The sequence below is a fragment of the Mesorhizobium sp. WSM4819 genome, from assembly GCF_055811215.1.
Genome location: NZ_JBVVQO010000016.1, coordinates 1 through 24338, shown reverse-complemented (window position 1 = coordinate 24338; position 24338 = coordinate 1). Strand labels below are relative to the sequence as shown.

Here is a 24338-nt window from a genome sequence, read left to right as displayed (position 1 = left end):
TTGAATCGCCACGTTCGGAGACACAGATAAACGCCATCGGCATTTTTCGCCGAGGTCCGGAGTAAGGCCCGTCCCCCGCCTATCCCGGACACTTGCGGCAGCCTATCCCCCCTCTCCGGGCTGCCGCATCGTTTCGAGTAAAGGCCGCCGTGGTTCCCCCTCCACCACGGCGGCATTTTTTTGCCTTTCGGTGCCCGTGGTCCAACGACCGCTTTTTGCCTTTCGGTGCCCGTGGTCCAACGACCGCCGGCTTTTCGTTTCTGCCTCGCAGCTTTAGGGTTGCCGCTCAGAATCGAAAGGCTTTATAAAATGTCCAGAATTTCTCCCGTCCTCGACCGCCTCGACAAAAATCTCGACGAGAGCCTGGAGCGCCTGTTTGGCCTGCTCAGGATCAAGTCGATCTCCACCGATCCATCCTATGCCGCAGACTGCCGCAAGGCGGCGGAATGGCTGGTGGCCGAGCTCAGACGGATCGGCTTCGACGCCAGTGTGCGTGACACGCCAGGCCATCCGATGGTGGTGGCGCAGCATGACGGGCCGGCGGGCGCCCCGCATGTCCTGTTCTATGGCCATTACGACGTGCAGCCGGTCGACCCGATCGAGCTTTGGGAAAGCGATCCGTTCGCACCTTCGGTAAAGCAGATCGAGCCCGGCCGCCAGGTGATCACGGGACGTGGTTCGGCCGACGACAAGGGGCAGTTGATGACCTTCGTCGAGGCTTGCCGCGCCTGGAAGCAGGTGCATGGCGGGCTGCCGTGCCGCATCACAATTCTGTTCGAGGGCGAGGAGGAGTCCGGCTCGCCATCGCTGAAGCCGTTCCTCGAGGCAAATGCGGCCGAACTCAAGGCCGACTTCGCGCTTGTCTGCGACACCGGCATGTGGGACCGCGAAACACCGTCCATCTGCGTCGCGCTGCGCGGGTTGGTGGGTGAGGAGATCACGGTGAAAGCCGCCGACCGCGACCTGCATTCCGGTCTCTACGGCGGTGCTGCCGCCAATCCGATTCGCATCCTGGCCAGGATCCTGGCCGACATCCACGACAAGGACGGCCGCGTCACCATTCCCGGTTTCTATGACGGTGTCGAGGAGACGCCGTCGCAGATCCTGAAGTCGTGGGAGGCGCTCGGCGAGACCGCTGAGACGTTCCTTGGGCCCGTCGGCCTGTCGATCCCTTCCGGCGAACACGGCCGCTCGGTGCTCGAACTCACCTGGGCGCGGCCGACTGCCGAGTTCAACGGCATTATAGGTGGCTATACCGGCAAAGGGTTCAAGACGGTGATCGCGGCGGAAGCCTCGGCAAAAGTGTCCTTCCGCCTCGTCCACAAGCAGAACCCGGAAAAGATCCGCGCCGCTTTCCAGACCTTCGTCAGGGAGCGCATCCCGGCCGACTGCTCAGTCGATTTCCACCCGCATGGCGGCTCGCCGGCGATCCAGCTTTCCTACGACTCGCCATTTCTCGCCAAGGCCAAGGACGCGCTGTCCGACGAATGGCCGAAGCCGGCGGTGACCACGGGAAGCGGCGGCTCGATCCCGGTGGTAGGCGATTTCCAGACTTATCTCGGCATCGAATCCTTGCTTGTCGGTTTCGGGCTCGACGATGACCGCATCCATTCGCCGAACGAGAAATACGAGATGAGTTCCTTCCACAAGGGCCAGCGCTCGTGGGCGCGCATTCTCGACGCGCTGACACGCTGAGAGGGCCAGACTGCAACTTTCTGTTGATTTTTCATCGGATCGCGGCGAGGACGGGATAGAGCGACGCCGCGCCCAGTTGGACGCACGAATGGGCCGCGACCGGAGAAGACGATGAGCGATATCCGCTTCCACAAGAACGACCTGCCCGGGCTCTTGCACTACGACGTCGGGGCGGTCGCGATCGACACGGAGACGCTGGGGCTCAATCCGCATCGCGACCGGCTTTGCGTGGTGCAGATCTCGCCGGGCGATGGTTCCGCCGACGTCATCCAGATCGCGCCCGGCCAGAAGAAGGCGCCAAACCTCGTCAGCCTGCTCAGGAACCGCAGCATAACCAAGCTGTTCCATTTCGGCCGTTTCGATCTCGCCGTCCTCTACAACGCCTTCGGCGTCATGCCCGAGCCGGTGTTTTGCACCAAGATCGCCTCGCGGCTGACCCGAACCTACACCGACCGGCACGGGCTGAAGGACATTTGTTTTGAGCTTCTCGGCGTCAGCCTGTCGAAGGCGCAGCAATCGTCGGACTGGGCGGCGGAGACGCTGTCGCCCGAACAACTCGAATACGCAGCCTCCGACGTGCTTTACCTGCACCAGCTGCGCGATGTGCTGACGATGCGGCTGGCGCGCGACAACCGGAGCAAGGAGGCCGAGGCCTGCTTCCGCTTCCTGCCGACGCGTGCGAAACTCGACCTGATGGGCTGGGATGAGGCAGACATCTTCGCCCACAGCTAAGTGGAACCAGGTGTTCGCCTCGACGTTCTATCGATCGATGGAGGGGATGAAATGGCTGCCAGAAAACCAATCGAAACAGCACCCAGGGATGGCTCCAAGGTCACCGTCCACTGGAAGGATAGCGACGGGGTGATGAACGAATCCATCGCGCAGTACAGGTCGCTCGACCGGCTGAAAGCGGCCGGCGGCGACTGGGACGAGAACGACATCGGCTGGTGGGCCTATACGGACGGTCATACGCAAAGAAAGATCGAGCCGATCAGCTGGCGGCCTGCATCCGGGGATGACGACGGCGAATGACGCCGCTGGCGGCGCCGGTTTCTTTCCAATAGGTTGGACCTGTTGCAATCGGAGGTCGATTCGGAGCTTTCTGCTCCGCGACCATTCGCGCGGGAGGGATCTGCAATGGGTACTGAGAGCCTGCTTGTCTTCATCATCATCGGCGCCATTGCCGGCTGGCTCGCCGGCTTGATCGTCAAGGGCTTCGGGCTCGGCCTGATCGGCAATATCGTCGTCGGCATCGTCGGCGCCTTGATAGCCGGCTTGCTCTTCCCAAGGCTGGGATTCGCCATAGGCGGTGGCATACTTGCCGCCATTATCCACGCCACGATCGGCGCGGTGATCCTGCTCGTGCTGATCAAGCTGGTGAAGCAGGCCTGATCCTGCGAAGCACATCAAGGGCGCGCCATGAAACAGAACATGCTCTATCTCGTCATCGGCGCGCTCGTCGTCGTGGTCATCGCGCTCGGCATCTATGTCTATCGCGAGCAAACCAGGCCGGAGGGCGTGGAACTCAAGATCGACGACAAGGGAATATCGATCCAGCGGAATTGAGCGGCGTTGGGTTGGCGCGGCCAAGGTGCCGACGACCTTGCCACATCATATCCGCTATTTCAGCCCTTCCCTTAGGGTTCTCAGGTGATATCCCAGATCGACTTCAAAGCCAGTGAGGCTGTGCGAGCCGCGCTCTGACGGTCGAGCGGCAGTGCTCGCATACGACTTAACCCGCCCTTAAATCGCCGCATCTACTCTGCACCCGGACGCCATGGAGCAACGTTCGTCCTTTCGGACGCGCGCTCTAAGACTTTGAAGCTTCGCATCGGCTTTTCCGAAAATCGATACCGATTTTCAGGCCGATGCGACAGGCATCGGGACAGACAGCACAGCGCATGGCGAACCGCAGAGACAGCCGCATCGAACCGAGCTTCGAGGGACCGCCGCGGGCGAAATCCTCGGCCGGTTTTTCGGTGAGCGAGGAGGATCGCGTCGTGCCGAGCAACCGCAACACCTCTGCAAAGCGCCAATCGGCCAGGACAAAAGCGTCGCGTCGCGGGCGCGGCAAAAGCCGGCGCGGCCTGTTCGGCGTGCTCGGCCGGCTGGCCTACTGGTGCTTCGTGCTGGCCATCTGGGGCGGCATCGCCGCCGCCGGCATCGTCGTCTATTACGGCGCGAAAATGCCGGCGGCCACCACCTGGGCCATCCCCGATCGCGCGCCCAATATCAGGATCGTCTCGGTCGACGGAAAACTGCTCGCCAATCGCGGCATGAGCGGCGGCGAAGCCGTCGGCCTGCATGAAATGTCGACCTATATTCCCGAGGCCGTCATCGCCATCGAAGATCGCCGCTTCTATTCGCATTTGGGCATCGACCCGATCGGTCTGTCCAGAGCCATGGTGGCCAACGTTGTCGGCGGGCGTTTTTCGCAGGGCGGCTCGACGCTGACCCAGCAATTGGCGAAAAACCTGTTCCTGACACCCGATCGCACGCTGGAACGCAAGGTGCAGGAAGTGCTTCTGGCGCTGTGGCTCGAGCACAAGCACACCAAGGACCAGATCCTCGAAATGTATCTCAACCGGGTCTATTTCGGCTCCGGCGCCTATGGTGTCGAAGCGGCCTCGCGCCGCTATTTCGGCAAGAGCGCGCGCGACGTCACGCTGCCCGAAGCCGCACTTCTCGCCGGCCTGTTGAAAGCGCCGTCGCGACTGTCTCCGGCGCGTGACCCGAAGGCCGCCGAGCGGCGCTCGCAGCTTGTTCTCGCCGCCATGCGCGACGAAGGCAAGATCAGCGCCAAGGAACTGACCACGGCGATGAGCGCGCCGGCGTCGCGGGTGGCATCCTACTGGACGGGCTCGGAAAACTACGTCGCCGACGCCATCGTGGAAGAACTGCCCGACCTGATCGGCGACGTGCGCGGCGACATCATCGTCGACACCACCGTCGACCTGACGCTGCAGAAGCTCGCCGAACAATCGATCCGCCGGCTGATCGAGGGCAGCGGCAAGAAGCTCAATGCCAGCCAGGGCGTGCTGGTGTCGATCGACAATTCCGGCGCGGTACGCGCCATGGTCGGCGGCTATGATTATTCGACCAGCCAGTTCGATCGCGCCTCGGAGGCGCGCCGCCAGCCCGGCTCGGCGTTCAAGCCCTTTGTTTACATGGCGGCGCTGGAAGCCGGCCGCACGCCCGACAGCGTGCGCAATGACGCGCCGATCAAAATTGGCAAATGGACGCCCACCAATTACGGCGGCAAGTATTTCGGCAAGGTGACGCTGGCGACGGCGCTGGCGAAGTCACTGAACTCGGTGGCCGCCCAGCTGACCATGGAAGTCGGGCCTGACGCGGTCGTCGAGGCGGCGCATCGCATGGGTGTCGAGTCCGACCTCACGGCCAACACCTCGATCGCGCTCGGCACGTCCGAAGTGACACCGCTGGAACTGACGTCGGCCTATGTCCCCTTCGCCAATGGCGGCTACCGGCCGGATGTCCATTTCATCCGCCGCGTGACGACAGCCGGCGGCAAGGTGCTCTACGACAACAATGGCGGCGCCCCGCGCGTCATCAAGCCCGAGATCGTCGGCATGATGAACTCTATGATGATGGGCACCGTTGAAATCGGCACTGCCAGGAAGGCGGCCTTTGCCTGGCCGGCCGCCGGCAAGACCGGCACCAGCCAGAATTCGCGCGACGCCTGGTTCATCGGCTATACCGCCAATCTCACCACCGGAGTCTGGTTCGGCAATGACGATGGCGGTCCGATGAAGAAGGTCACCGGCGGCGCGCTGCCGGCGCAGGCCTGGCATGAGTTCATGGTCGCCGCGCACGAAGGCGTGCCGGTGCGGCCGCTGCCCGGGACATGGCGGTCGACGCCTGCCGATACGATCGTGCAGGACGAATTACCGCCCAACACGGCGCAACCGGCGCCGGTGCCGTCCGCTTCGGTTGGCCAATCCGCGCCGTCCGCCCAAAAAGCGTCGCCGCCTCGCGCCGTGCGTCCCCCCGAAACGGTCGATGCCGGCGGCTTCGGCATGCCGGGCGGTGGCGGCACCACCGCATCGATCAAGCACCCGGTGCCGCCCGCCGATGTCGGCGGCCCGGTCAAGAAGCGGCAGACCTCGATCCTCGACATCCTCACCGGCGGCTGACCCCCTCGTCATCGCTGCCGTGTTCCGCTACATCTGCGGGTTTAAGAGAGATCGTCAATGGCCGAGACCGACACCAGAAAGACCATCGTGCTGACCGGCGCCAGCCGCGGCATCGGCCACGCTACGGTCAAGCGCTTTTCGCGCGAAGGCTGGCGCGTCATCACCTGCTCGCGCCAGGCCTTTGCCGACGACTGCCCGTGGCCGGCCGGTCCGGAGGACCATATCAAGGTCGATCTCGCCGACCAGGAGGATGTCGGCATCGCGATCTCGGAGATCCGCCATCGGCTGGAGGCGCATGGCGGCCAACTTCATGCGCTGGTCAACAATGCCGGTATCTCGCCGAAGCTCAAGGACGGCAACAGCCGCATGAATTCGATCGACACGCCGATGCATGTCTGGCGCGACGTGTTCCAGGTGAATTTCTTTGCGCCGATCATGCTGGCGCGGGGATTGTTCAGGGAATTGGCGTCGGCCAAAGGCTCGATCGTCAACGTCACTTCGATCGCCGGCACTCGCGTGCATCCCTTCGCCGGCACCGCCTATGCGACGTCGAAGGCGGCACTCGGCTCGCTGACGCGCGAAATGGCGCATGATTTCGGCCCGCACGGCATCCGCGTCAACGCCATCGCACCCGGCGAGATCGACACGGCGATCCTGTCACCGGGCACGGAAAAGATCGTCGAGACGATTCCGCTACGGCGGCTGGGCACCACGGCGGAAGTCGCCGACATCATCTTCTTCCTGTGCTCGCAGCAGGCGTCCTATGTGACGGGCTCGGAAATCCATATCAATGGCGGCCAGCACGTGTGAGCTTTTGATCGATCGTTGACGCTGCCCCTCATCCCCCTGTCGGGACTTCTCCCCGTGAACGACGGGGAGAAGGGCTTGACCGCAACGCTGGCGACCCCCTCTGCCTGCGCGCCTGATGCCCGATCAGGCGGCCTGCAGCAGGTTTTCGATGTCGACGATGGTGTGGTTGGTCAGCGTCTTGGGAATTTCCGCTGTGATTTTCTCGGCAACTTCCTTGTGCAGTTTTCGACGCATGTCACCCAGTACCTGCGGCGGTGCGATCAGCACCATCTCCTTGAAGGCGCCGCGATGCGCGAGCTTGTATAGGCGCTCGGCAACTTCGTCGGCGAAACGCTCCTTGCCGAGGCGATGCCAGTCAGTGTCCTCGACTGCGCTGCGGTGGACGGATGGGCCGTCGCTGTAGCGACCCGGGCGGTCCGAACCTTGCTCTCGCGTCGCCGGATTTTCCTGTTCCATCTCCTGCACGACCTGAAGGTCGGGATATTGGGTGTCGCCGCGGTTCTCAAGGAACAGTGCCTTCTCGCCGTCGGCGACCACGACCCACAGTCCGCGTTTCAGCTTGAGGTTGTTCACCGGAGCGCTCCTTTTTCTGTTTTTCATGGTTTTCCAGGCCCGTCTCTGGAGCCATTGCCGCAGCTGGACAGCCAGGCTCGGATTCGCAGAGGAGCAAACGCGCGCCGAGGCAGGAATGTTCCGGTGACGACAAGCACGGCGAGCAAGCCAACCAGCGGGGATGACGGTGCTCAGAGCATGTCGGCTTTAATCTACTAGATTGGTAGAATTTAGAAAAAAGTGTTTTGTAATATACTTCGCTTGTCGCTAGAACAGCCGCAGATCAAGGCTCGCAACAGCGGCTTGGATCCGCTCCGCTCGTGGGTGTGGAATTTTTTTCTCCTGCCTCTGGTGCTTGCGGAAAAGCGATTGCTTCGCACGAAGCGATGCGCGAGTGCGTTCCTTCTGTTTTTTCGCGCCGGCGCGTAAAACCGACAGCGTATTCAGGATTCCGCTCGCTATGCCGCAGGCCCCCGCCAAGCTCAACGCCTTTCCCGTCTTTATGCGGGTCGCTGGCGAAGCCGTGGCCATCGTCGGCGGCGGCGAGGAGGCTCTGGCCAAGGCGCGGCTGATCGGCCAGTCAAGCGCCGTCTTGCGCATCATAGCCGATGCCCCCGAGCATGATTTGCTGGCCTTCATCGCCGCGAATGGCGCCGTCCACATCGCTGCCGCCTATGAGGCCGCGCATCTCGAAGGCGCGGTGATGGTGTTTGCCGCCAGCGGCAACGAGGCGGTTGACCGCCGCGTTGCCGAGGATGCGCGCCGGCTGGGCATTCCGGTCAATGCCGTCGACCGGCCGGAGCTGTGCGATTTCTTCACCCCGGCGCTGGTCAACCGCGCGCCGGTCACCATTGCCATCGGCACGGAAGGGGCCGGACCGGTGCTTGCCCAGATGCTGCGCAGCCGCATCGACCGCATGCTGTCGCCGTCGCTCGGGCCGCTTGCTTCGCTTGCTGCCTCGTTGCGCGGCACTGTTGAGGGATTGCTGCCGAAAGGCAATGCCCGCCGCCGCTTCTGGAGCGAGTTTTTCGGCGGCGCGCCGGCCCGCGCCATGGAGGCTGGCCAGCTTTCGCAGGCGCACGGTGCCGCCGTCGACCTGTTGCTTTCGAACGCGCCGGCATCGGGTCACATTGCCCTGGTTGGCGCGGGTCCCGGCGCCGAAGACCTGCTGACGCTGCGCGCCCACCGGCTGCTGATGGAAGCCGATGTCATCGTCCATGATGCGCTGGTGCCGGAGGCGATCGTCGCCATGGGCCGTCGCGACGCCGAGCGTCTGCCGGTAGGCAAACGCAAGGGCTGCCACACCAAGAGCCAAGCCGAGATCAATGCGCTGCTGATCGAGCTCGGCCGCGACGGCAAGCGCGTCGTGCGGCTGAAATCCGGCGATCCGCTGGTGTTCGGCCGGGCGGGCGAGGAAATGGCAGCGCTGCGCGATGCCGGAATCGCCTATGAGGTGGTTCCGGGCGTCACCGCGGCCTTCGCCGCCGCCGCCGATTTCGAGCTGCCGCTGACGCTGCGCGGCGTGTCGTCGTCGATGGTGTTCACCACCGGCCACGACCTCAAGGGAAATTCGCTGCCCGACTGGGCCAAGCTCGCCATTTCCGGCGCCACGGTCGCCGTCTATATGGGCCGCTCGGTCGCGGCCGAGGTCGCCGGCCGGCTGATCGAGGCCGGCCTGTCGCCGGATACGGCGGTCGCCGTGGTCGAGAATGCCAGCCTTGCCAACCGGCGCCGTTTCCACGGCACGCTCGCCGACCTGCCGTCGCTGGAGATTCGCGCCGACCTTACCGGTCCGGTCATGACTATCATCGGCGATGCGGTCGCCGGCGCCAATTTTGAACGTTCCGAGCCGCTGGCGGCACACAGGCATGAAGGCGCGGCCCAAACAGCCGCCGAAGGAGCTGATCGATGAAAGTTCTGACTGCAAACCGCCTCGCCGACGGCGAAGCCGTCTGGTACGCCAATGGCGGCTGGGCCGAGACCATCGACAATGCCGATGTCGCCTATGACAAGGCGGCTGAAGACCGGCTGGAGGCGATCGGCGCCACGGCCTCTGCCAACAATGAAGTGGTCGACGTCAATCTGATCGACGTGACCGTCGCCAATGGTGTCGTCGAGCCGGTCCGGCTGCGCGAAAAGATCCGCGCCGCCGGCCCGACCAACCGCAACGACCTGGGCAAGCAGGCCCGCCCGGTAGCCGCCCGGGCGGCGTAAACGACGACATTGAAGACAACGGGCGGACGCGCCCGGAAAGACCAGACATGTACCGTTACGATGAGTTCGATCACGATTTCGTCCAGGCCCGCGTCGCCGAGTTCAGCGATCAGGTCGCGCGGCGGCTTGCCGGCGAGATCACCGAGGATCAGTTCCGGCCGCTGCGGCTGATGAACGGCGTCTACCTGCAGTTGCACGCATACATGCTGCGCATCGCGGTGCCTTACGGCACGCTGAACAGCAAGCAGCTGCGCATGCTCGGCCACATCGCCCGCAAATACGACAAGGGCTACGGCCACTTCACGACGCGCCAGAACATCCAGTTCAACTGGCCGGCGCTGTCGGACATTCCGGCGATCCTGGCCGATCTGGCTGGTGTCGAGATGCACGCCATCCAGACCAGCGGCAACTGCATCCGCAACGTCACCGCCGACCACTTTGCCGGTGCCGCCGCCGACGAGGTGGCCGATCCGCGTCCTTATGCGGAAATCTTGCGCCAATGGTCGTCGGTGCATCCGGAATTCTCGTTCCTGCCGAGAAAATTCAAGATCGCGGTGACCGGCGCGGAGCGCGACCGCGCCGCCATCCAGACGCATGACATCGGCCTGCATTTGAAGAAGAACGCTGCCGGCGAACTCGGTTTCGCCGTCTATGTCGGCGGCGGCCAGGGCCGTACGCCGATGATCGCCAAGAAGATCCGCGACTTCCTGCCCGAGGCCGACCTTCTGTCCTATTGCACGGCGATCCTGCGCGTTTACAACCTCTACGGCCGCCGCGACAACAAATACAAGGCGCGCATCAAGATCCTCGTCCACGAGACCGGCGTCGAGGAGATCACCCGCCAGGTCGAGGCCGAATGGCAGGAGCTGAAGGATGCGGATCTAAAGCTGCCGGAAGCCGACATCCGCGCCATCGATGCCTATTTCGCACCACCGGTGCTGGCCGAACGGCCGGAAGGCGACGAGGCCGTCAAGCTCGCCCGCCTCGATTCGAAGAGCTTTTCGGAATGGCTCGACCAGAACGTGGTGACACACCGTCACCCCGATTATGCCGCCGTGACCATCTCGCTCAAGGGCATTGGCGAAGCGCCGGGCGATGCCTCCGACAGCCAGATGGAAGCGGTCGCCGACCTTGCCGAAAAATATGCTTTCGACGAGTTGCGCGTCAGCCATGAGCAGAACCTGATCCTGCCACATGTCGCACGCGCCGACCTCAAGGCGGTCTATGACGCGCTGGTCGACATCGGACTGGCGACCGCCAATTCCAACCTGATATCAGACATCATCTCGTGCCCGGGCCTCGACTATTGCGCGCTGGCCACGGCGCGCTCGATTCCGGTGGCGCAGGAAATCTCGCGTCGTTTCGCTTCGCTCGAGCGTCAGCGCGAGATCGGCGAATTGAAGCTGAAGATTTCCGGCTGCATCAATGCCTGCGGCCATCACCATGTCGGCCATATCGGCATCCTCGGCGTCGAGAAGAAGGGCGTCGAACTCTACCAGGTCACGCTCGGCGGCTCGGCCGACGAGAACACCTCGGTCGGCGAGATCATCGGCCGCGGCTTCAGCTCGGCAGAGATCACCGACGCCATCGAGCAGATCGTCGAGACCTATCTCGGCCTCCGGCTCGACAGAAACGAAAAATTCATCGACGCCTACCGCCGTGTCGGTCCCGCGCCGTTCAAGGAGGCGCTCTATGCTGGCGAAGCCAAGGCCGCTTGATCGTATCGTCGACGTCGAGGCCGGCATCGCCGCCGAAGCGGCGGGGCTCGATGCGCTCTATGGTCATCTGAAGCCGCTGGAGATCATCGAGCGGTCGGCCCGGGAATTCTTTCACGGTGAAATCGCCGCAGTTTCGTCGTTCGGGGCGGATTCTGCAGTGCTTCTGCACATGATCGCCAAGATCGACCGGACGCTGCCGGTCATCTTCCTCGACACCGGCAAGCACTTCGAGGAGACGCTCGGCTATCGCGACGCGCTGGTTGCCGATTTCGGGCTGACCGATATAAGGGTGATCACTCCCGAAGAAGCGGCGCTCGAACGGATCGATCCGACCGGTAATCTGAACGAAACCGACACCGACGCCTGCTGCGAGGTCCGCAAGGTCGAGCCGCTGGCGCGCGGCGTCGAGCCGTTCCGCGCCTGGTTCACCGGCCGCAAGCGTTTTCAGGCGACGACGCGGGCATCCTTGCCGGTGTTCGAGGCGGTCGGCTCGCGCATTCGCATCAATCCGCTGGCGCATTGGACGACATCAGACCAGGCCAACTATATGCGCGCGCATGCGCTGCGTGAGAATCCGCTGGTCGCCTATGGCTATCTCTCGATAGGCTGCTTCCCGTGCACGCAGCCGGTGCAGCCGGGCGAGGATGCACGCAGCGGCCGCTGGGTGGGGCACGCCAAGACCGAGTGCGGCATCCATTTGTCGGGGCTGGAGAAGTCGCTGACCGACGCATCGCTTTAGGGTATGTCGATATTCAGGTGAGGCTGGCCCGCGAATGGCGGCACGTACCCAAAGTACGCTCCGCTCCGGTTCTCGGAAGCCACCATTCTCGGCTCGGCCTGACCTGAATCTCAACACACCCTCGAGCGTTTTGAACTTTGGAATTTTGTGGACTTGGGAATTTCTCGATGAGTGAATCGATAGTGGAAAACGCCACCCGCCTCTGGACCCCGACAGGTTTTAGCGAGGACGAGTGGAGCCATGCCGAGAGCGCCGACGCACTGTCCGGCAATGGCCGCTTCATCCTGCCGCTGCAGGCGTTTCTCGACCTCGATCCGGCGGTGCGCCGGTCGGCGAAGGAGCGCCTCGGCGTGCTGCTTCAGCCCGGCGATCAGCTCGAAAAGATCGCGGACCTGCTCGACCAGATATCGCTGGTGGCGCTGGCCTTCCCGGCTTTCAGTGACGGCCGCTCCTTCTCCAAGGGCGAACTGCTGCGCAGCCGCTACCGTTTCGAGGGCGCGGTCCGCGCCACCGGACAGGTTCTGGTCGACCAGCTTCCGCATATGCTGCGCCTCGGCTTCGACGAGTTCGAAGTATCAAATCCAGTGTTGCTGAAACGGCTCGAGGAAGGCCGCACCGGCGGTCTGCCGCTGTCCTACCAGCCGACCGTGAAGCCGGAGGCCAAGGGTCCCAAATATTCCTGGCGGCGGGTGCGCGCCGGCTGATCTTCCCGACGGATCAGGTCGCATCTGGTCGGACCACTTTGCCGATTCAATCTTTTATTTTCGGCATCCGCCCCTTAAGATACGGCCTATTATTTCGCGATCCGAAATAAATTCGCCACCAAGGGAGGAACCGGGTATGGCTGGTAAGAAGATATTGATGCTCGTTGGCGAGTTCAGCGAGGAATACGAGATTTTCGTCTTTGAACAGGCCATGCATGCGGTCGGCCACACCGTGCATGTCGTGTGTCCCGACAAGAAGGCAGGCGATATCCTGAAGACGTCGCTGCACGACTTCGAGGGCCACCAGACCTATACGGAAAAGCTCGGCCACGACTACATCCTCAACAAGACGTTTTCCGAGGTCAATCCGGCTGAATACGATGCCGTCTATGCGGCAGGCGGGCGCGGGCCGGAATATATCCGCATCGACAAGCGCGTGCAGGCGCTGGTGCGGCATTTCCACGAGACCGGCAAGCCGATCTTCACCATTTGCCACGGCGCCCAGATCCTGATGGCGGTCGACGGCGTGCTGCGTGGCAGGGAGGTCGCGGCGCTGCAGTATTGCGAGCCGGAAGTCACGCTCGCCGGCGGCACCTATATCGATGTCGCGCCGACCGGCGCCCATGTCGACGGCAATCTGGTGTCGGCCAAGGGCTGGCCGGGGCTGGCCGCCTTCATGCGCGAATGCCTGAAAGTGCTTGGCACCGAGATCCGCCACGGCGAGATCCTGATGCGCGACGAACGCAAGGCGGCTTGAGTCGGGCCTTGGAAACCGCCGCACCTGTGGTGCGGCGGCACTACAGCGCCGCGTCCTTTTGGGACGCGCAAAGGACGCTGTAGAACTTGATTCTGCGCATGATCCTTCCGAAAATCGATTTCGATTTTCGGGTGATGCTTTTACGCAGTCATCCGCGCTTCGCGAAACGACACCAGCTTGCTGCGGCTCTCATCCCACAGCGCCAGCTTGACGCAGCGCAGGCTGTCGAGAAGCGTGACGCGGCCGATTTCGCGCAGTTCCGGATAGTCCCTCAGGACCTCCTGGAGCCGATAGCACGGCACCTTGGCGGAGAGGTGATGCACGTGATGGACGCCGATATTGCCGGTGAACCAGTTCAGCACCGGCGGCAGGTCATAATAGGACGAGCCGTGCAGGGCCGCATGCTGGAACTCCCATTCGGAGTCCTTTGCCCACTCTGTCTCTTCGAACTGGTGCTGGACGTAGAACAGCCAGATGCCGGCGGAGCCGGCGAGAACGACGATGGGCAAGTGGACAACCAGGAACGCTTCGAGGCCGACGAACCAGATGAGGGCGGCGGCCGCAACCGCGATGGCCACGTTGGTGGCCATTGACGACACCCAGGGCGTGAGGCCGCCTCGCATCATGCCGACCGGCAGTCGCTGCTCAAAGATGAAAAGCCAAATGGGGCCGAGGCCGAACATGACGAGCGGATGGCGATAGAGACGATAGGCAAGGCGGCCCCGCCAGGACATTTGCCGATATTCGGCAACAGTCAGCGTCCTGATGTCGCCCGTGCCGCGCTCATCGAGATTGCCGGCGCTGGCATGATGGGTTGCGTGGGCACGTCGCCAGCAATCGTAAGGCGTCAACGTCAGGATGCCCAGGCCGCGGCCGATCCAGTCGTCGGCGGTGCGGTTGGCGAAGAAGGAACCGTGGCCGCAATCGTGCTGGATCATGAAGATCCGCACCAGAAAGCCGGCGGCCGGAAGGATGAGGATCAGACCCCACCAATGGCCATAGGCATAGGCAGCCGAGGACAGTGCCCACAGCGTGGCAAAGGGGATGAGGGTGATGGCAAGTTCGACGGCGCTGCGCCGCCTGTCAGGTTTCTTGTAGCGCGCCAGGATCTTCAACCAGGCACGCTTGCTGTTCGCTACAGCTTCGGGGGAAATCATGTTCATCAGGAAGCATAGACGGACCATTTCGTCGCCGCAAGCCAGGCATCACGCAAAGTTACTGCGGGTAATTGTCGCGCGACGCGCAAGCTGCGGCAAAAGGCATGCCAATGACGCGCAGCGACAGGCGTGTGTGTTGTCTATCGCCGGTTGCCACCGGCGGCTACGCTGCTTTCGATGCCGTCCAGGCGGTCAAGCAATTCCCTGAAACGATCGGGAATGTCGTTCTCCGTCCGGAACGCCGGCAACGCGCGCAGAAAGTGCATCGTTGCCTCGGTGCCGAACTGGCGCCTGATGCCGGCCGCCAGCCTTTCACGTCTTTCGTCATCGTTGGGGGCGCCATTCTTACGGTCGCCGTCGTTGCGGGTCGCCATCTCAAAATCCTGTGTCGGTTTCGAAACTCTTCCAGCAGACGAATGGTTCCCCCATCGCAGCATTTTGGCAAGCAAAGCCGGTGGTTACAGTAAAATTTGAATTAATATCGAAAGGTCTCCATGATGCGTCGTCAAAAGCGCGAACGGCCTGTCCAGTATCGCTTGCCCCTTGATTTTTGGCCGCCAAACCTCGATATCGGGCACAAAATCCACATCATTTGAAATGACGGGAAACGGCGATGAGCGACCAGGCAAAAGACGAACGCGCGCCCGATGAAGCCGAGACGGCCGGGGCTGCCACCGAACACACGCAAGGCAGCGCCGACGGCGACTATGAGGCGCTTGTGCGGCTGCTGAAGGAAAACGACGAGTTGAAGGACCGCGCGCTCCGCGTCGCAGCCGAGATGGAGAATCTGCGCCGCCGTACCGCCCGTGACGTGCACGATGCACGCGCCTATGCGGTTGCCAATTTCGCCCGTGACATGCTGTCGGTATCGGACAATCTGCGCCGCGCACTGGATGCGATCCCGGCTGAGTCCAAGGCGTCAGGTGATGCCGGTTTGAAGTCACTGATCGAGGGCGTCGAACTCACCGAGCGCGCCATGCTATCGGCGCTCGAGCGGCACGGAGTGAAGAAGCTCGAGCCGGAAGGCGAGAAATTTGACCCGAATTTCCACCAGGCGATGTTCGAGGTGCCCAATCCGGAGGTGCCGGCCAACACGGTGGTCCAGGTCGTGCAGCCCGGCTATTCGATCGGCGAGCGGGTGCTGCGGCCGGCCATGGTCGGCGTTGCCAAGGGCGGTCCCAAGCATGTGGCTGGTGACGCCCCGGTCGAGCCAGGGCCGGTGAATGAGCAAGCTGAGAAGGATGCGTAAGTTAAGGGAATAGGGCAGTAGGAGCAGTAGGGGCAGTAGGGTAAAGGAGCCGTACCAATCGTCCGGCTTCGTGCTATTCATACATCCCTATTCACCCGCTCTCCTACTCCGCTATGCCCTTGAACCCGATCGAGCTTCTCGACTATGCCGGTGTCGCCGTCTTCGCGGCGACCGGTGCGCTGGCCGCTTCGCGCAAGCAGCTCGACATCATCGGCTTTCTGTTCCTGGCCAGCGTCACCGGCATCGGCGGTGGCACGTTTCGTGACGTCATCCTCAATCTGCCGGTCTTCTGGGTTACCAACTCTGGCTATGTGCTGATCTGCGCGGTGGTGGCGATGCTTGTCTTTTTCGGGGCGCACCGTCTCGAATCCCGCTGGAAATTACTGCTCTGGCTCGACGCCGTCGGCCTCGCCGCGTTTTCGGTGATGGGTGCCGCCAAGGGCCTGGCCATCACCGGCTCGCCGGCCGTGTCCGTTGTTACCGGCGTGCTCACCGCCACGTTCGGCGGGATCTTGCGCGACCTGCTGGCCGGTGAGGCTTCGGTGCTCTTGAGACCAGAAATCTATGTCACCGCCGCCCTTGCGGGCGCCATCCTGTTTACAACAGGCGATCTCGCCGGACTGCCGCCGCTCGCCTCGGGCCTGGTGGGCTTCATAGCCGCTTTCTGCGTGCGTGGCGGCGCGCTTAAGTTCGGCTGGGCCTTTCCGTCCTACAAGAGCCGGCCCGGCCGGCGGCCGGAAGATATTCCGTGAAATGAGGGCGAGTAGCGAATAGGGACAACGATCCGCAGCGAAACTCCCGCTACTCGCTACTCCCTATTCGCTACTCATTGGAATCTCAGGCGGCGAAGCGCTGGGCTTCCCCGCCATAATAGCTGACGTAGCGGGCGCCGATCTCCTTGACCGGCATCACCACGAACACGTCGACCGTCGAGAATTCGCGGTCGATGACGCAGCCGTCGCCGATGCGCGCGCCGACGCGCAGATAGCCCTTGACCAGCGGTGGCATCGCCGCGATCGCGGCCTTGGCGTTGACCGCCTCGATCGGCATCAAATCCATGGAGCAGTAGCGCCCGGCGACCGCGCGCACGTCCCAGGCCGAATTCGTGCGGCAGTGATGGGCGAGATAGGTCAGCGCTTCGGCGTGCGCCGCCGGCACGGTGCCGGGGAACGAGGCGCAACCGGTCATCACGCCGATCCCATAATGGTTGATATAGGCCCAAATACCTTGCCAGAGCGCCTCGATGGTGCGCTTCGAGCGGTATTCCGGCAAGACGCAGGAGCGGCCGAGCTCGAGGAAACGCTGGCCGGGATGGCGGGCGATAAGATTGGTCAGCTCAAACTCGCCCTCGGAATAGAAGCCGCCGGCCGCTGCCGCGATTTCCTGCCGCAACAGGCGGTAGGTGCCGACAATGCGGCGATGCTCGGGACCGGACAGCGAGGTGTCGAAGACGAGCAGATGATCACAGAGCGGATCAAAATGGTCGGCGTCGCGGCGGTCCTGCACCTGAAACAGGGTTTTCCTGGCGCCGAGCTCGTCATAGAATACCTGGTAGCGCACTTCCTGCGCGGCGGCGATCTCGGCCTCGTTGCGTGCGAGCCGCACTTCGAGGTTGCCGATACGGCCGAGCGCTTCGCCTTTTATGACGGCATCGACGTTGCGCCCAGTGAGCAAAGCACCCCTGGCGTTCGGCCGAGCGTCACATTCCGGCATAACTGTATGCACGAGTGATTCTCCTTCGAGCCATCCCTCTTGGCACGGGGATACGGCGTAGGTGCAACAGGATTGTGACAGTAACGTGATACGGCCCTGCCGGCAATACTTCGTCGGCTGGGCAACCCTTCAACCGGCTATGTTCTGCAGGTAAGCCAGGCAAGGACAGCCGGCGGATCAAGCGGCCACGTGACCCTCGACCGCATGGACAAGCGCGTCGGGGTCGAGCGGCTTGGTGACGAAGCCGCTGGCGCCATGGGCGAGCACTGCGTGGCGGGTCGTTTCCTGACTGTCCGCCGATAGCACCATGATCGGAACCGGCGACACGGCGGTTTCCTCCTCGTGCCGGCGGATGGCGGCGATCGCGTCCAGCCCGTCCATGACAGGCATGTGCAGGTCCATCAGCACCACGTCGAAGCGGTACTTGTGGTCGGTGCCGGTGATGGCCTCGACGGCGGCCTTGCCGTTGCCGACCAGTTTCACGCGATGCCCGGCCTTCAGCAGCGTGGCACGGGCAAGCATGGCGTTGATGTCGTTATCCTCGGCGATCAGCACGGACAGGCCCCGCCGCCGGCTGCCAATGGCGCGGGCGGTTGGTGCGCCGCGCTTTTCCGGCTGCGGCTGGGTGAGGGCAGGCACGCTGCTGGTCAAAAGCACGCGAAGCAACGTTTCGCCACGCACCGGCCTTGCCAGAAAGGTGGCGTAGCCGCTGGCGCGGAAGTCGCCCAGCATGCCGCGGTCGGTCGGCGCGATCAGTGTGATCGCCTCGCAATCGGCAAAGCCGCTCTGGCGAAGGCGCTTGAGCAACCTGCCGTCGCCTTCCTCCATGGCCGCATCGACCAAAAGCGCGTCGCAGCCTTCGGCGAAGGACGCTGCCTGGGCGGCGGTGGTGGCCAGATCGACCTTGCCGCCATTGGCGCGGATGGTGCGGGCGATGGCGTCGGCCTCGATGGCGTTCTTCGACAGGATCACGGCGCGCCGCCCTGACAGCGCATCCCGACGGCTCTGCGGCGGCTCGGTGGCCGATATTGCAGGGATTTCGAAGACGAATTCCGAACCCTGGCCGAACTGGCTCGACACCGAGATCGTGCCGCCCATGGCGATCACCAGGCGCCTGGAGATGGCAAGACCGAGCCCGGCGCCGCCATGCGCGCGGGTCGACGTGCCGTCAGCCTGTTCGAATTCCTCGAAGATGCGCTCCAAGTCGTCCTCGTGCAGGCCGGGACCGGTGTCGGTGACGGTGAAGCATATGCGGTCGGTGGTTTCGGTGCGGGCACGAGCGATGCTCACCAACACGCCGCCGCTGTCGGTGAACTTGATGGCGTTGCCGATGAGGTTGAGCAGCACCTGCCTGACCCTTCCAGGATCGGCTGATATCATCTGCGGCACGTCGGGTTCGACATGGCAGCCAAGGCCGATGTTCTTGGCGAAGGCACGCGCCGCCAGGAGTTCCACGATGTTGTCGGCGATCTCGCGCACCGACATTGGCTGCGGCTCGGGATCGAAGCGGCCGGCCTCGATCTTGGAATAGTCGAGCAGGTCCTCGATCAGCGCCAGCAGGGCGCTGGCCGAGGTCGAGATGGCGCCGACATAGGTCCGTTGTTGCGGCGAGAGCCCGGTGTCCGCCAGCAGCTTGGCCATGCCCATGATGCCGTTCATCGGCGTGCGGATCTCGTGGCTGACGGTGGCGAGGAAGCGCGATTTGGCCTGGCTTGCATATTCGGCTCGCTCACGGGCAGTGATCAGCGACGTTTCGGCGTGCTTGCGTGCGGTAATGTCGCGGGCGATGGCGCGATGCGAGACAGAACCGCTCTCCTTGTCGCGCACGGACAGTTCGATCCATGAGAACCAGCGCGGGCCGCTCGGTGTTCTAATGGCGACGTCGGTGGAGCTCAGGCATTCATGGTCGGAAAAAGCGGCATCGGGAACGATGCCGACGTCGATGCCGAGGTCGGCCAGGGCCCTGCCGGCAAGGTCGCGCTGGTCGGCTCCGACAAGCTCGGCGAAAACCTTGTTGGCATAGACGACGTGGCCGTCACGGTCGCGATGGACGACGAGATCGCCGAGCGCGTCGATCAGCCCGCGAAAGCGTTCCTCGCTCTCCTGCATCTCCCACACGCGGTCGGCCAGGCTCTCAACCTCGGCGCGGCTGCGCGCTGCGGTCTCGCCAAGCAGCGCAACCGCGCGGCGCGCCGTGCGCCTGGCACGCAGATGCACGGCAAGGCCTGCCATGCCAGTCGACAAAAGCCCGACGGTGATGAAGATCGGCGCGCCGGTCAGATGCGACAGGCCCGCCAGCACGACGATGGCGACGAGCATCAGGAACGGCAGGCCTTCGCGATTGGCGGCGGGCAATTCAGGCGCCAGTGGCGGCGCCGCGATATGCTGCCGGCTTGGCGCCTCCGGGCCGATCCCGTCGACGTTTTCGGCGCTCTCTGTTTCTCTGATGCCGGATTCCGTGACCATGCGGAAACCCTTGCCAGACAGAGATTATGGAAAATTGCCGCGGATCGTTCGAATTTTAGCGGTCGCGCGTTTTTTGCCTCTCCGCTCCTGAAGCGCGTCGCGTTTGGCCGGCCTCATGCGAGGCGCTTCAGGTAGCTGTTTTTATGCATGCCGTTATCGCAAACCGCTGCAGGCCCGAGGGCATGCTTTTTGCTCGACATGCATTAAAAAAGGAAGAGCTCACATGTCCACCACCACGCGACCGCGGACCTTGCCCTCGACGATATCGTGCGCGGCGTCGATGATGCCATCGAAGCCAATGGTCGTGGACAGGTTGGCGAGCTTCTGGAGGTCGAGGTCCGTGCCGATGCGGCGCCACGCCTCCATGCGGACCGTTTTTGGCGCCATCACCGAATCGATGCCGAGCAGACAAACGCCGCGCAGGATGAACGGGGCGACGCTCGTCGGCAGATCCATGCCGCCGGCCAGGCCGCAGGCGGCGACGGCGCCGCCATAGGAGGTCATCGAAAGGACGTTGGCCAGGGTGTGACTGCCGACCGCGTCGACGCCGCCGGCCCAGCGTTCCTTGGCGAGCGGCTTTGCCGGCTGGACAAGCTCGTCGCGCGAAATCACCTCCAAAGCACCCAGGTCGGTCAGGTAGGAACTTTCAGCGCTGCGGCCGGTCGAGGCGACGACGTGATAGCCGAGGCTGGACAGAATCGAAACCGCGACCGAGCCGACGCCGCCGGCCGCGCCCGTCACCACGACGGGGCCACGTTCGGGCACGATGCCGTGCCGTTCCAGCGCGATAACGCAAAGCATGGCGGTGTAACCTGCCGTGCCGACCGCCATCGCATCATGCGGGCTCATGCCCTGGGGCAGCGGCACCAGCCAGTCGCCCTTGACACGGGCGCGCTCGGCATAGGCGCCAAAATGCGTCTCGCCGACGCCCCAGCCGTTCAATATGACCTTGTCTCCCGTGCGCCAGTCGGCATGGGAGGACGAGATGACGGTGCCGGCGAAATCAATGCCCGGCACCAGCGGCCAGCGGCGGATCACCGGCGCCTTGCCGGATATGGCGAGACCGTCCTTGTAGTTCACCGTCGTCGCCTCTACGGCGACGGTGACATCGCCTTCCATCAGGTCGGCTTCAGTAAGGTCGGTGATCGCGACCGACTGCTTCTTCTCGGCGTCGCGCGAAACGAGGATGGCTTTGAAGGTTTCGGGCATGTCTTCTCCTCGGGCTTCTTGAATGGGACACTGTATGGCGGCAGAAGGCCAGGTCAATCGCTTGAGGGCTTGGCCTCACGCCGCCAACCAATGAGTTCGTCGAGGACGACCACCACCGCGCCGACTGCGATGAAGGCGTCGGCGAGGTTGAAGATGGCGAAGGACCATATTGGGGTGTGAAACAGGATGTAGTCGATCACGTGACCATAGGTAACGCGGTCGAACAGATTGCCGAGCGCGCCGCCGACGATCAGCGCAAAGCCGATGCGGGTAAGCACGTGGCCGGGCGGAGTGCGGGCCGCGAGATAGAGCACGAAAGCGACGACGAAAGCGGCGATGACCACCAGGCCGGTGTCACCGAAGGACGAAAACATCGAGAAGGCGATGCCGGTGTTGTAGGTGCGATACAATGCCAGGAACGGGACAAGATCGACCTTTTCCTGAAAAGGGAGGCCGGTCTCGACCAGATATTTCACCCACTGGTCGAGCGTCACTGCGGCGGCGACCAGCACGACGTAGGGCAACCAGGATTTTGCCGTTGGGGATTTCACCGTTCGGGATGTCACGGTCAGGCGCCCTCCGGGGCAAGTTTCAGCGCGCCGCGCCGGATCTCGAACAGCATGATGCCGGTGGCCACAGCGAGATTGAGCGAATCGGCCCGACCGGACTGTGGAATCCGCAGCAATCTGTCGCAGCTTTCGGCCAGGCTTTCGGGCAGGCCCTGCTGTTCGTTGCCCATCAGCAGCAGCACCGGGCGTTTGGAAAAGTCGACCGAACGGTAATCGACCGCACCCTTCAGATGTGTGCCGGCAACCAGGCCAGGAAAGCTTTTTCGCCAGGCAAGGAAGGCTTCCGGCGTCGCCTTGGCCACCGGCACGGCGAAGATCGAGCCCATCGTGGCGCGCACGGTCTCGACGGAAAAAGGATCGGTGGTCTCGCCGACCAGGATGATGCCCTTGGCGCCGACGGCATCGACGGTGCGGATGACGGTACCGAGATTGCCGGGGTCGCGCACGCGATCGAGCGCCACCCAGACATCGCCGTCTTGAGCGCGGATGTCCTTCAGCGGCAGGAACTTTTGCGAAAAGACGCCGACCACCATTTGCGGGTTGTCGCGGCGGGTGATGGCGACGAGCACTTTTTCCGAAACTTCGAGCACGGTGCCGCCGGCGGCAACCGTGCGTGCCGCGACTTTTTCGACCGCCGTGTTGCCGCGTCCGGCTTTGGCGAAGACCAGCGTCCGGATCGACCAGCCGAGGTCGAGCGCGTCGATGACCAGCTTCAGCCCCTCGGCCATGAATGCGTTCTGCTGGTCGCGGTATTTCTTCAGCGAGAGCGCCTTGATGTCCTTGATCAACGGATTGGCAAGGCTGGTGACTTCCTTCACCTGCCCTGGCGGGCCGGCGTGCCGCTCGCTCATTCAGGCCACCCAGCGCGAGAACAGCGAGGTGGACAGCGCCCGGCCGGCGGATTTCTCGCGGATAATCAGTTCGCCGGATTCGACCGTGCCGCCCATGCCGGCAAAAGTGTCGCGCATCAAGGCATGGATGGCGAAGAAGGAAGCGCGGATCGAATAGGCGGTCAGCACGACAGCGAGCGGCTTCGGCGTCAGGATCGAGCGGCAGAGGTCGGTCAGAGCCGGCAGATCCTCGAACAATTGCCAGACCTCGCCCCTGGGGCCACGGCCATAGGCGGGCGGATCGAACAGGACGATGTCGTAACGGCTGCCTCGGCGCTCCTCGCGCTCGGCGAATTTTAGGGCGTCGTCGACGATCCAACGGATCGGCTTTTGCGACAGGCCCGCCATCTCCTGGTTCTCCCTGGCCCAGCCGATCGCCTTCTTGGAAGCATCGACATGGGTGACCTCGGCGCCAGCGCGCGCCGCCACCAGCGAGGCAAGGCCGGTATAGCCGAACAGATTCAGCACTTTGACCGGCCGCTTCGCCGCCGCGATCAGCCCGGCCATGTGATCCCAGTGCGAGGCCTGCTCGGGGAACACGCCGACATGGCGAAACGAGGTGAAGCGGCCGAGATATTCGATGCCGTCATGCTTCATTGGCCAGGTTTCGCCGAGCGGCGTCCTGGGGAAACGCCAGCGGCCGATGCCTTCCTCGTCGGTGTCGCCGGTGAAAATGGCGTCGGCGCGGTCCCAGTCTTTGGCCGGCAACGCTTTTTGCCAGATCGCCTGGCCTTCGGGCCGAACGATGCGATGGGGGCCGTACTGCTCGAGCTTCTGTCCGGCACCGCTGTCGAGCAACGCGTAGTCGGCGTTGGGCGCGACTTCGAGGATCAGCGGCAGGTATTCGGCGGGCAGGGCGCCGTCGCGGCGGGAAAGGACGCGCGGCGCGGCTATCGGCTCGGTGCGGTTGCCCGATGCGCCGGTTCCGCGCGGTTCCGTCCCGCCCTTTGCGAGCTGATGCGAGCGGCTGTCGCGGCGTTTGTCGCGAAAAGGTTTCAAGAAGCGCATCTCCTGGGCGACGTGGCCCGCTTCTGCCACAGCACATTCACCGGCGCAACAAACGCAGTCGCCGGACATTTCCGAAACGGTCAGCTGCGCCTGATGAAGAGCAGGGCGGCAACCAGCGATACGAAGCCGACGGCCTTGAAGCCGGCGACGATCATATGGCCGGTTTCCCAACGCAGCCGGATCGCTTCGAAATTCTCCGGAATCGGCCCAGGCACCCAGGTGGCCAGAATATCGTTCGCCGGCTTGACGAGAGCAAACCACATCGCAAGAGACACCGCATAGAGTACGGCAGCGGCCAACGCGTACCAGAACGCCGGTCGGTCATTGCGCAGCATCCAAGCGAGCAGTCCCGGACAGCCGATCGCGGCCAGGTCCAGTGGCGCGCCAATGACGGCAAACAGCTGGAACTGGGCGTTGAAGACAGTCGTCTCGCGCCAGAGAGAAGGCGACCATTTCGTCAGCCGAGGAGTTGATTCCAGGACATGGGCGAAGGATGGCCCAAGGCTGAGCGCCGCGACAACGGCGGCCAAGATGGACCAGAACAACAGGAACCCGCGTATCTCCATAACGTCCGAACAACGGGGTGACGCCGGAGACGTTCCGAAGGGAAGGGAGTAGGGGAGTAGGGGAGTAGGGGAGTAGGGCAGTAGGGGAGTAAGAATAAGTGACCAGGAAAAATACAACTGGCACGAAGCCGCACGGTTAGTACTGCTTCCCCTACTCCCCTACTCCCC

At 63.5% G+C, this 24338-nt stretch carries 25 protein-coding genes; 15 read left to right on the top strand and 10 right to left on the bottom strand.

Annotated elements, in window-relative coordinates:
- Positions 1–309 precede the first annotated feature (309 nt).
- The 7 genes from AC0L18_RS16385 to AC0L18_RS16355 all read left to right on the top strand — a co-directional run bounded on the left by AC0L18_RS16385 (position 310) and on the right by AC0L18_RS16355 (position 6659).
- Positions 310–1695 (top strand): M20/M25/M40 family metallo-hydrolase, encoded by a 1386-nt coding sequence (locus AC0L18_RS16385; RefSeq protein ID WP_473493289.1) that lies wholly within the window; start codon positions 310–312, stop codon positions 1693–1695.
- Between the two features lie 111 nt (positions 1696–1806).
- Positions 1807–2427 (top strand): ribonuclease D, encoded by a 621-nt coding sequence (locus tag AC0L18_RS16380; protein WP_128184720.1) that lies wholly within the window; start codon positions 1807–1809, stop codon positions 2425–2427.
- Positions 2428–2478: 51 nt separating this feature from the next.
- Positions 2479–2727 carry a hypothetical protein gene (locus AC0L18_RS16375; protein WP_473493288.1) on the top strand — a complete coding sequence of 83 codons (249 nt, stop codon included), beginning with the start codon at positions 2479–2481 and terminating at the stop codon, positions 2725–2727.
- A 105-nt stretch (positions 2728–2832) separates the two neighbouring features.
- Entirely contained in the window at positions 2833–3087 is a 255-nt protein-coding gene (locus AC0L18_RS16370) for a GlsB/YeaQ/YmgE family stress response membrane protein (protein ID WP_128169674.1), read from the top strand.
- A 27-nt stretch (positions 3088–3114) separates the two neighbouring features.
- Positions 3115–3261, top strand: a complete 147-nt coding sequence (locus tag AC0L18_RS16365; RefSeq protein WP_027153083.1) for a hypothetical protein — start codon at positions 3115–3117, stop codon at positions 3259–3261.
- Between the two features lie 335 nt (positions 3262–3596).
- Positions 3597–5849, top strand: coding sequence for a transglycosylase domain-containing protein (locus tag AC0L18_RS16360; RefSeq protein WP_473493287.1), 2253 nt, complete (start codon positions 3597–3599; stop codon positions 5847–5849).
- A 57-nt stretch (positions 5850–5906) separates the two neighbouring features.
- Complete coding sequence (locus AC0L18_RS16355; RefSeq protein WP_065010150.1) at positions 5907–6659, top strand: SDR family NAD(P)-dependent oxidoreductase; 753 nt, start codon at positions 5907–5909, stop codon at positions 6657–6659.
- Between the two features lie 123 nt (positions 6660–6782).
- Here AC0L18_RS16355 and AC0L18_RS16350 read toward each other — a convergent pair whose 3' ends face one another.
- Positions 6783–7232: a baeRF12 domain-containing protein gene (locus AC0L18_RS16350; RefSeq protein ID WP_027153079.1), complete on the bottom strand. Its 450-nt coding sequence runs from the start codon at positions 7230–7232 to the stop codon at positions 6783–6785.
- A 439-nt stretch (positions 7233–7671) separates the two neighbouring features.
- On the opposite strand from AC0L18_RS16350, the gene cysG reads away from it, so the two are divergent.
- From cysG to AC0L18_RS16320, 6 genes are all read left to right on the top strand, one after another.
- A complete protein-coding gene (gene cysG / locus AC0L18_RS16345; protein ID WP_473493286.1) occupies positions 7672–9123 on the top strand; it encodes a siroheme synthase CysG in 1452 nt (483 codons plus the stop codon).
- Positions 9120–9425: a DUF2849 domain-containing protein gene (locus AC0L18_RS16340; RefSeq protein WP_023797424.1), complete on the top strand. Its 306-nt coding sequence runs from the start codon at positions 9120–9122 to the stop codon at positions 9423–9425. Before cysG ends, AC0L18_RS16340 begins: the two co-directional genes overlap by 4 nt.
- A gap of 47 nt (positions 9426–9472) precedes the next feature.
- Positions 9473–11143, top strand: a complete 1671-nt coding sequence (locus AC0L18_RS16335; protein ID WP_473493285.1) for a nitrite/sulfite reductase — start codon at positions 9473–9475, stop codon at positions 11141–11143.
- A complete protein-coding gene (locus AC0L18_RS16330) occupies positions 11118–11882 on the top strand; it encodes a phosphoadenylyl-sulfate reductase (protein ID WP_287122714.1) in 765 nt (254 codons plus the stop codon). Before AC0L18_RS16335 ends, AC0L18_RS16330 begins: the two co-directional genes overlap by 26 nt.
- A gap of 167 nt (positions 11883–12049) precedes the next feature.
- Positions 12050–12586: a DUF934 domain-containing protein gene (locus AC0L18_RS16325; protein ID WP_473493284.1), complete on the top strand. Its 537-nt coding sequence runs from the start codon at positions 12050–12052 to the stop codon at positions 12584–12586.
- 136 nt (positions 12587–12722) lie between these two features.
- Positions 12723–13343, top strand: a complete 621-nt coding sequence (locus AC0L18_RS16320; RefSeq protein WP_023797428.1) for a DJ-1/PfpI family protein — start codon at positions 12723–12725, stop codon at positions 13341–13343.
- A gap of 140 nt (positions 13344–13483) precedes the next feature.
- Here the strand turns inward: AC0L18_RS16320 and AC0L18_RS16315 are convergent, their stop codons facing one another.
- Both AC0L18_RS16315 and AC0L18_RS16310 read right to left on the bottom strand, forming a co-directional pair.
- Positions 13484–14506 (bottom strand): fatty acid desaturase, encoded by a 1023-nt coding sequence (locus tag AC0L18_RS16315; protein ID WP_023797429.1) that lies wholly within the window; start codon positions 14504–14506, stop codon positions 13484–13486.
- Between the two features lie 134 nt (positions 14507–14640).
- The gene (locus AC0L18_RS16310) at positions 14641–14874 is read right to left on the bottom strand and encodes a hypothetical protein (protein ID WP_023797430.1); all 234 of its coding nucleotides are present in this window, start codon (positions 14872–14874) and stop codon (positions 14641–14643) included.
- A gap of 239 nt (positions 14875–15113) precedes the next feature.
- On the opposite strand from AC0L18_RS16310, the gene grpE reads away from it, so the two are divergent.
- Both grpE and AC0L18_RS16300 read left to right on the top strand, forming a co-directional pair.
- Complete coding sequence (gene grpE, locus AC0L18_RS16305; RefSeq protein ID WP_473493283.1) at positions 15114–15749, top strand: nucleotide exchange factor GrpE; 636 nt, start codon at positions 15114–15116, stop codon at positions 15747–15749.
- Positions 15750–15868: 119 nt separating this feature from the next.
- Positions 15869–16501 (top strand): trimeric intracellular cation channel family protein, encoded by a 633-nt coding sequence (locus tag AC0L18_RS16300; protein ID WP_473493282.1) that lies wholly within the window; start codon positions 15869–15871, stop codon positions 16499–16501.
- 85 nt (positions 16502–16586) lie between these two features.
- Here the strand turns inward: AC0L18_RS16300 and olsB are convergent, their stop codons facing one another.
- From olsB to AC0L18_RS16265, 7 genes are all read right to left on the bottom strand, one after another.
- Complete coding sequence (gene olsB / locus AC0L18_RS16295) at positions 16587–17462, bottom strand: l-ornithine N(alpha)-acyltransferase (protein WP_473493381.1); 876 nt, start codon at positions 17460–17462, stop codon at positions 16587–16589.
- Positions 17463–17639: 177 nt separating this feature from the next.
- Positions 17640–19928, bottom strand: coding sequence for an ATP-binding protein (locus tag AC0L18_RS16290; protein ID WP_473493281.1), 2289 nt, complete (start codon positions 19926–19928; stop codon positions 17640–17642).
- A 219-nt stretch (positions 19929–20147) separates the two neighbouring features.
- The gene (gene acuI / locus AC0L18_RS16285) at positions 20148–21137 is read right to left on the bottom strand and encodes an acrylyl-CoA reductase (NADPH) (RefSeq protein WP_473493280.1); all 990 of its coding nucleotides are present in this window, start codon (positions 21135–21137) and stop codon (positions 20148–20150) included.
- 53 nt (positions 21138–21190) lie between these two features.
- On the bottom strand, positions 21191–21703 hold the full coding sequence (lspA, locus tag AC0L18_RS16280) for a signal peptidase II (protein ID WP_473493279.1): 513 nt from the start codon (positions 21701–21703) through the stop codon (positions 21191–21193).
- A gap of 2 nt (positions 21704–21705) precedes the next feature.
- Positions 21706–22557 carry a TrmH family RNA methyltransferase gene (locus AC0L18_RS16275; RefSeq protein WP_473493278.1) on the bottom strand — a complete coding sequence of 284 codons (852 nt, stop codon included), beginning with the start codon at positions 22555–22557 and terminating at the stop codon, positions 21706–21708.
- Positions 22558–23595 (bottom strand): RsmD family RNA methyltransferase, encoded by a 1038-nt coding sequence (locus tag AC0L18_RS16270; protein ID WP_473493277.1) that lies wholly within the window; start codon positions 23593–23595, stop codon positions 22558–22560.
- A gap of 89 nt (positions 23596–23684) precedes the next feature.
- Complete coding sequence (locus AC0L18_RS16265) at positions 23685–24170, bottom strand: DUF1772 domain-containing protein (RefSeq protein WP_473493276.1); 486 nt, start codon at positions 24168–24170, stop codon at positions 23685–23687.
- Positions 24171–24338: the final 168 nt, after the last annotated feature.

Excerpts from the sequence above, each read along its gene's own strand:
- AC0L18_RS16385 (WP_473493289.1), top strand. The coding sequence starts at position 310 with ATGTCCAGAATTTCTCCCGTCCTCGACCGCCTCGACAAAAATCTCGAC.
- AC0L18_RS16380 (WP_128184720.1), top strand. The coding sequence starts at position 1,807 with ATGAGCGATATCCGCTTCCACAAGAACGACCTGCCCGGGCTCTTGCAC.
- AC0L18_RS16375 (WP_473493288.1), top strand. The coding sequence starts at position 2,479 with ATGGCTGCCAGAAAACCAATCGAAACAGCACCCAGGGATGGCTCCAAG.
- AC0L18_RS16370 (WP_128169674.1), top strand. The coding sequence starts at position 2,833 with ATGGGTACTGAGAGCCTGCTTGTCTTCATCATCATCGGCGCCATTGCC.
- AC0L18_RS16365 (WP_027153083.1), top strand. The coding sequence starts at position 3,115 with ATGAAACAGAACATGCTCTATCTCGTCATCGGCGCGCTCGTCGTCGTG.
- AC0L18_RS16360 (WP_473493287.1), top strand. The coding sequence starts at position 3,597 with ATGGCGAACCGCAGAGACAGCCGCATCGAACCGAGCTTCGAGGGACCG.
- AC0L18_RS16355 (WP_065010150.1), top strand. The coding sequence starts at position 5,907 with ATGGCCGAGACCGACACCAGAAAGACCATCGTGCTGACCGGCGCCAGC.
- cysG (WP_473493286.1), top strand. The coding sequence starts at position 7,672 with ATGCCGCAGGCCCCCGCCAAGCTCAACGCCTTTCCCGTCTTTATGCGG.
- AC0L18_RS16340 (WP_023797424.1), top strand. The coding sequence starts at position 9,120 with ATGAAAGTTCTGACTGCAAACCGCCTCGCCGACGGCGAAGCCGTCTGG.
- AC0L18_RS16335 (WP_473493285.1), top strand. The coding sequence starts at position 9,473 with ATGTACCGTTACGATGAGTTCGATCACGATTTCGTCCAGGCCCGCGTC.
- AC0L18_RS16330 (WP_287122714.1), top strand. The coding sequence starts at position 11,118 with ATGCTGGCGAAGCCAAGGCCGCTTGATCGTATCGTCGACGTCGAGGCC.
- AC0L18_RS16325 (WP_473493284.1), top strand. The coding sequence starts at position 12,050 with ATGAGTGAATCGATAGTGGAAAACGCCACCCGCCTCTGGACCCCGACA.
- AC0L18_RS16320 (WP_023797428.1), top strand. The coding sequence starts at position 12,723 with ATGGCTGGTAAGAAGATATTGATGCTCGTTGGCGAGTTCAGCGAGGAA.
- AC0L18_RS16315 (WP_023797429.1), bottom strand. The coding sequence starts at position 14,506 with ATGAACATGATTTCCCCCGAAGCTGTAGCGAACAGCAAGCGTGCCTGG.
- AC0L18_RS16310 (WP_023797430.1), bottom strand. The coding sequence starts at position 14,874 with ATGGCGACCCGCAACGACGGCGACCGTAAGAATGGCGCCCCCAACGAT.
- grpE (WP_473493283.1), top strand. The coding sequence starts at position 15,114 with ATGAGCGACCAGGCAAAAGACGAACGCGCGCCCGATGAAGCCGAGACG.
- olsB (WP_473493381.1), bottom strand. The coding sequence starts at position 17,462 with ATGCCGGAATGTGACGCTCGGCCGAACGCCAGGGGTGCTTTGCTCACT.
- AC0L18_RS16290 (WP_473493281.1), bottom strand. The coding sequence starts at position 19,928 with ATGGTCACGGAATCCGGCATCAGAGAAACAGAGAGCGCCGAAAACGTC.
- acuI (WP_473493280.1), bottom strand. The coding sequence starts at position 21,137 with ATGCCCGAAACCTTCAAAGCCATCCTCGTTTCGCGCGACGCCGAGAAG.
- AC0L18_RS16275 (WP_473493278.1), bottom strand. The coding sequence starts at position 22,557 with ATGAGCGAGCGGCACGCCGGCCCGCCAGGGCAGGTGAAGGAAGTCACC.
- AC0L18_RS16265 (WP_473493276.1), bottom strand. The coding sequence starts at position 24,170 with ATGGAGATACGCGGGTTCCTGTTGTTCTGGTCCATCTTGGCCGCCGTT.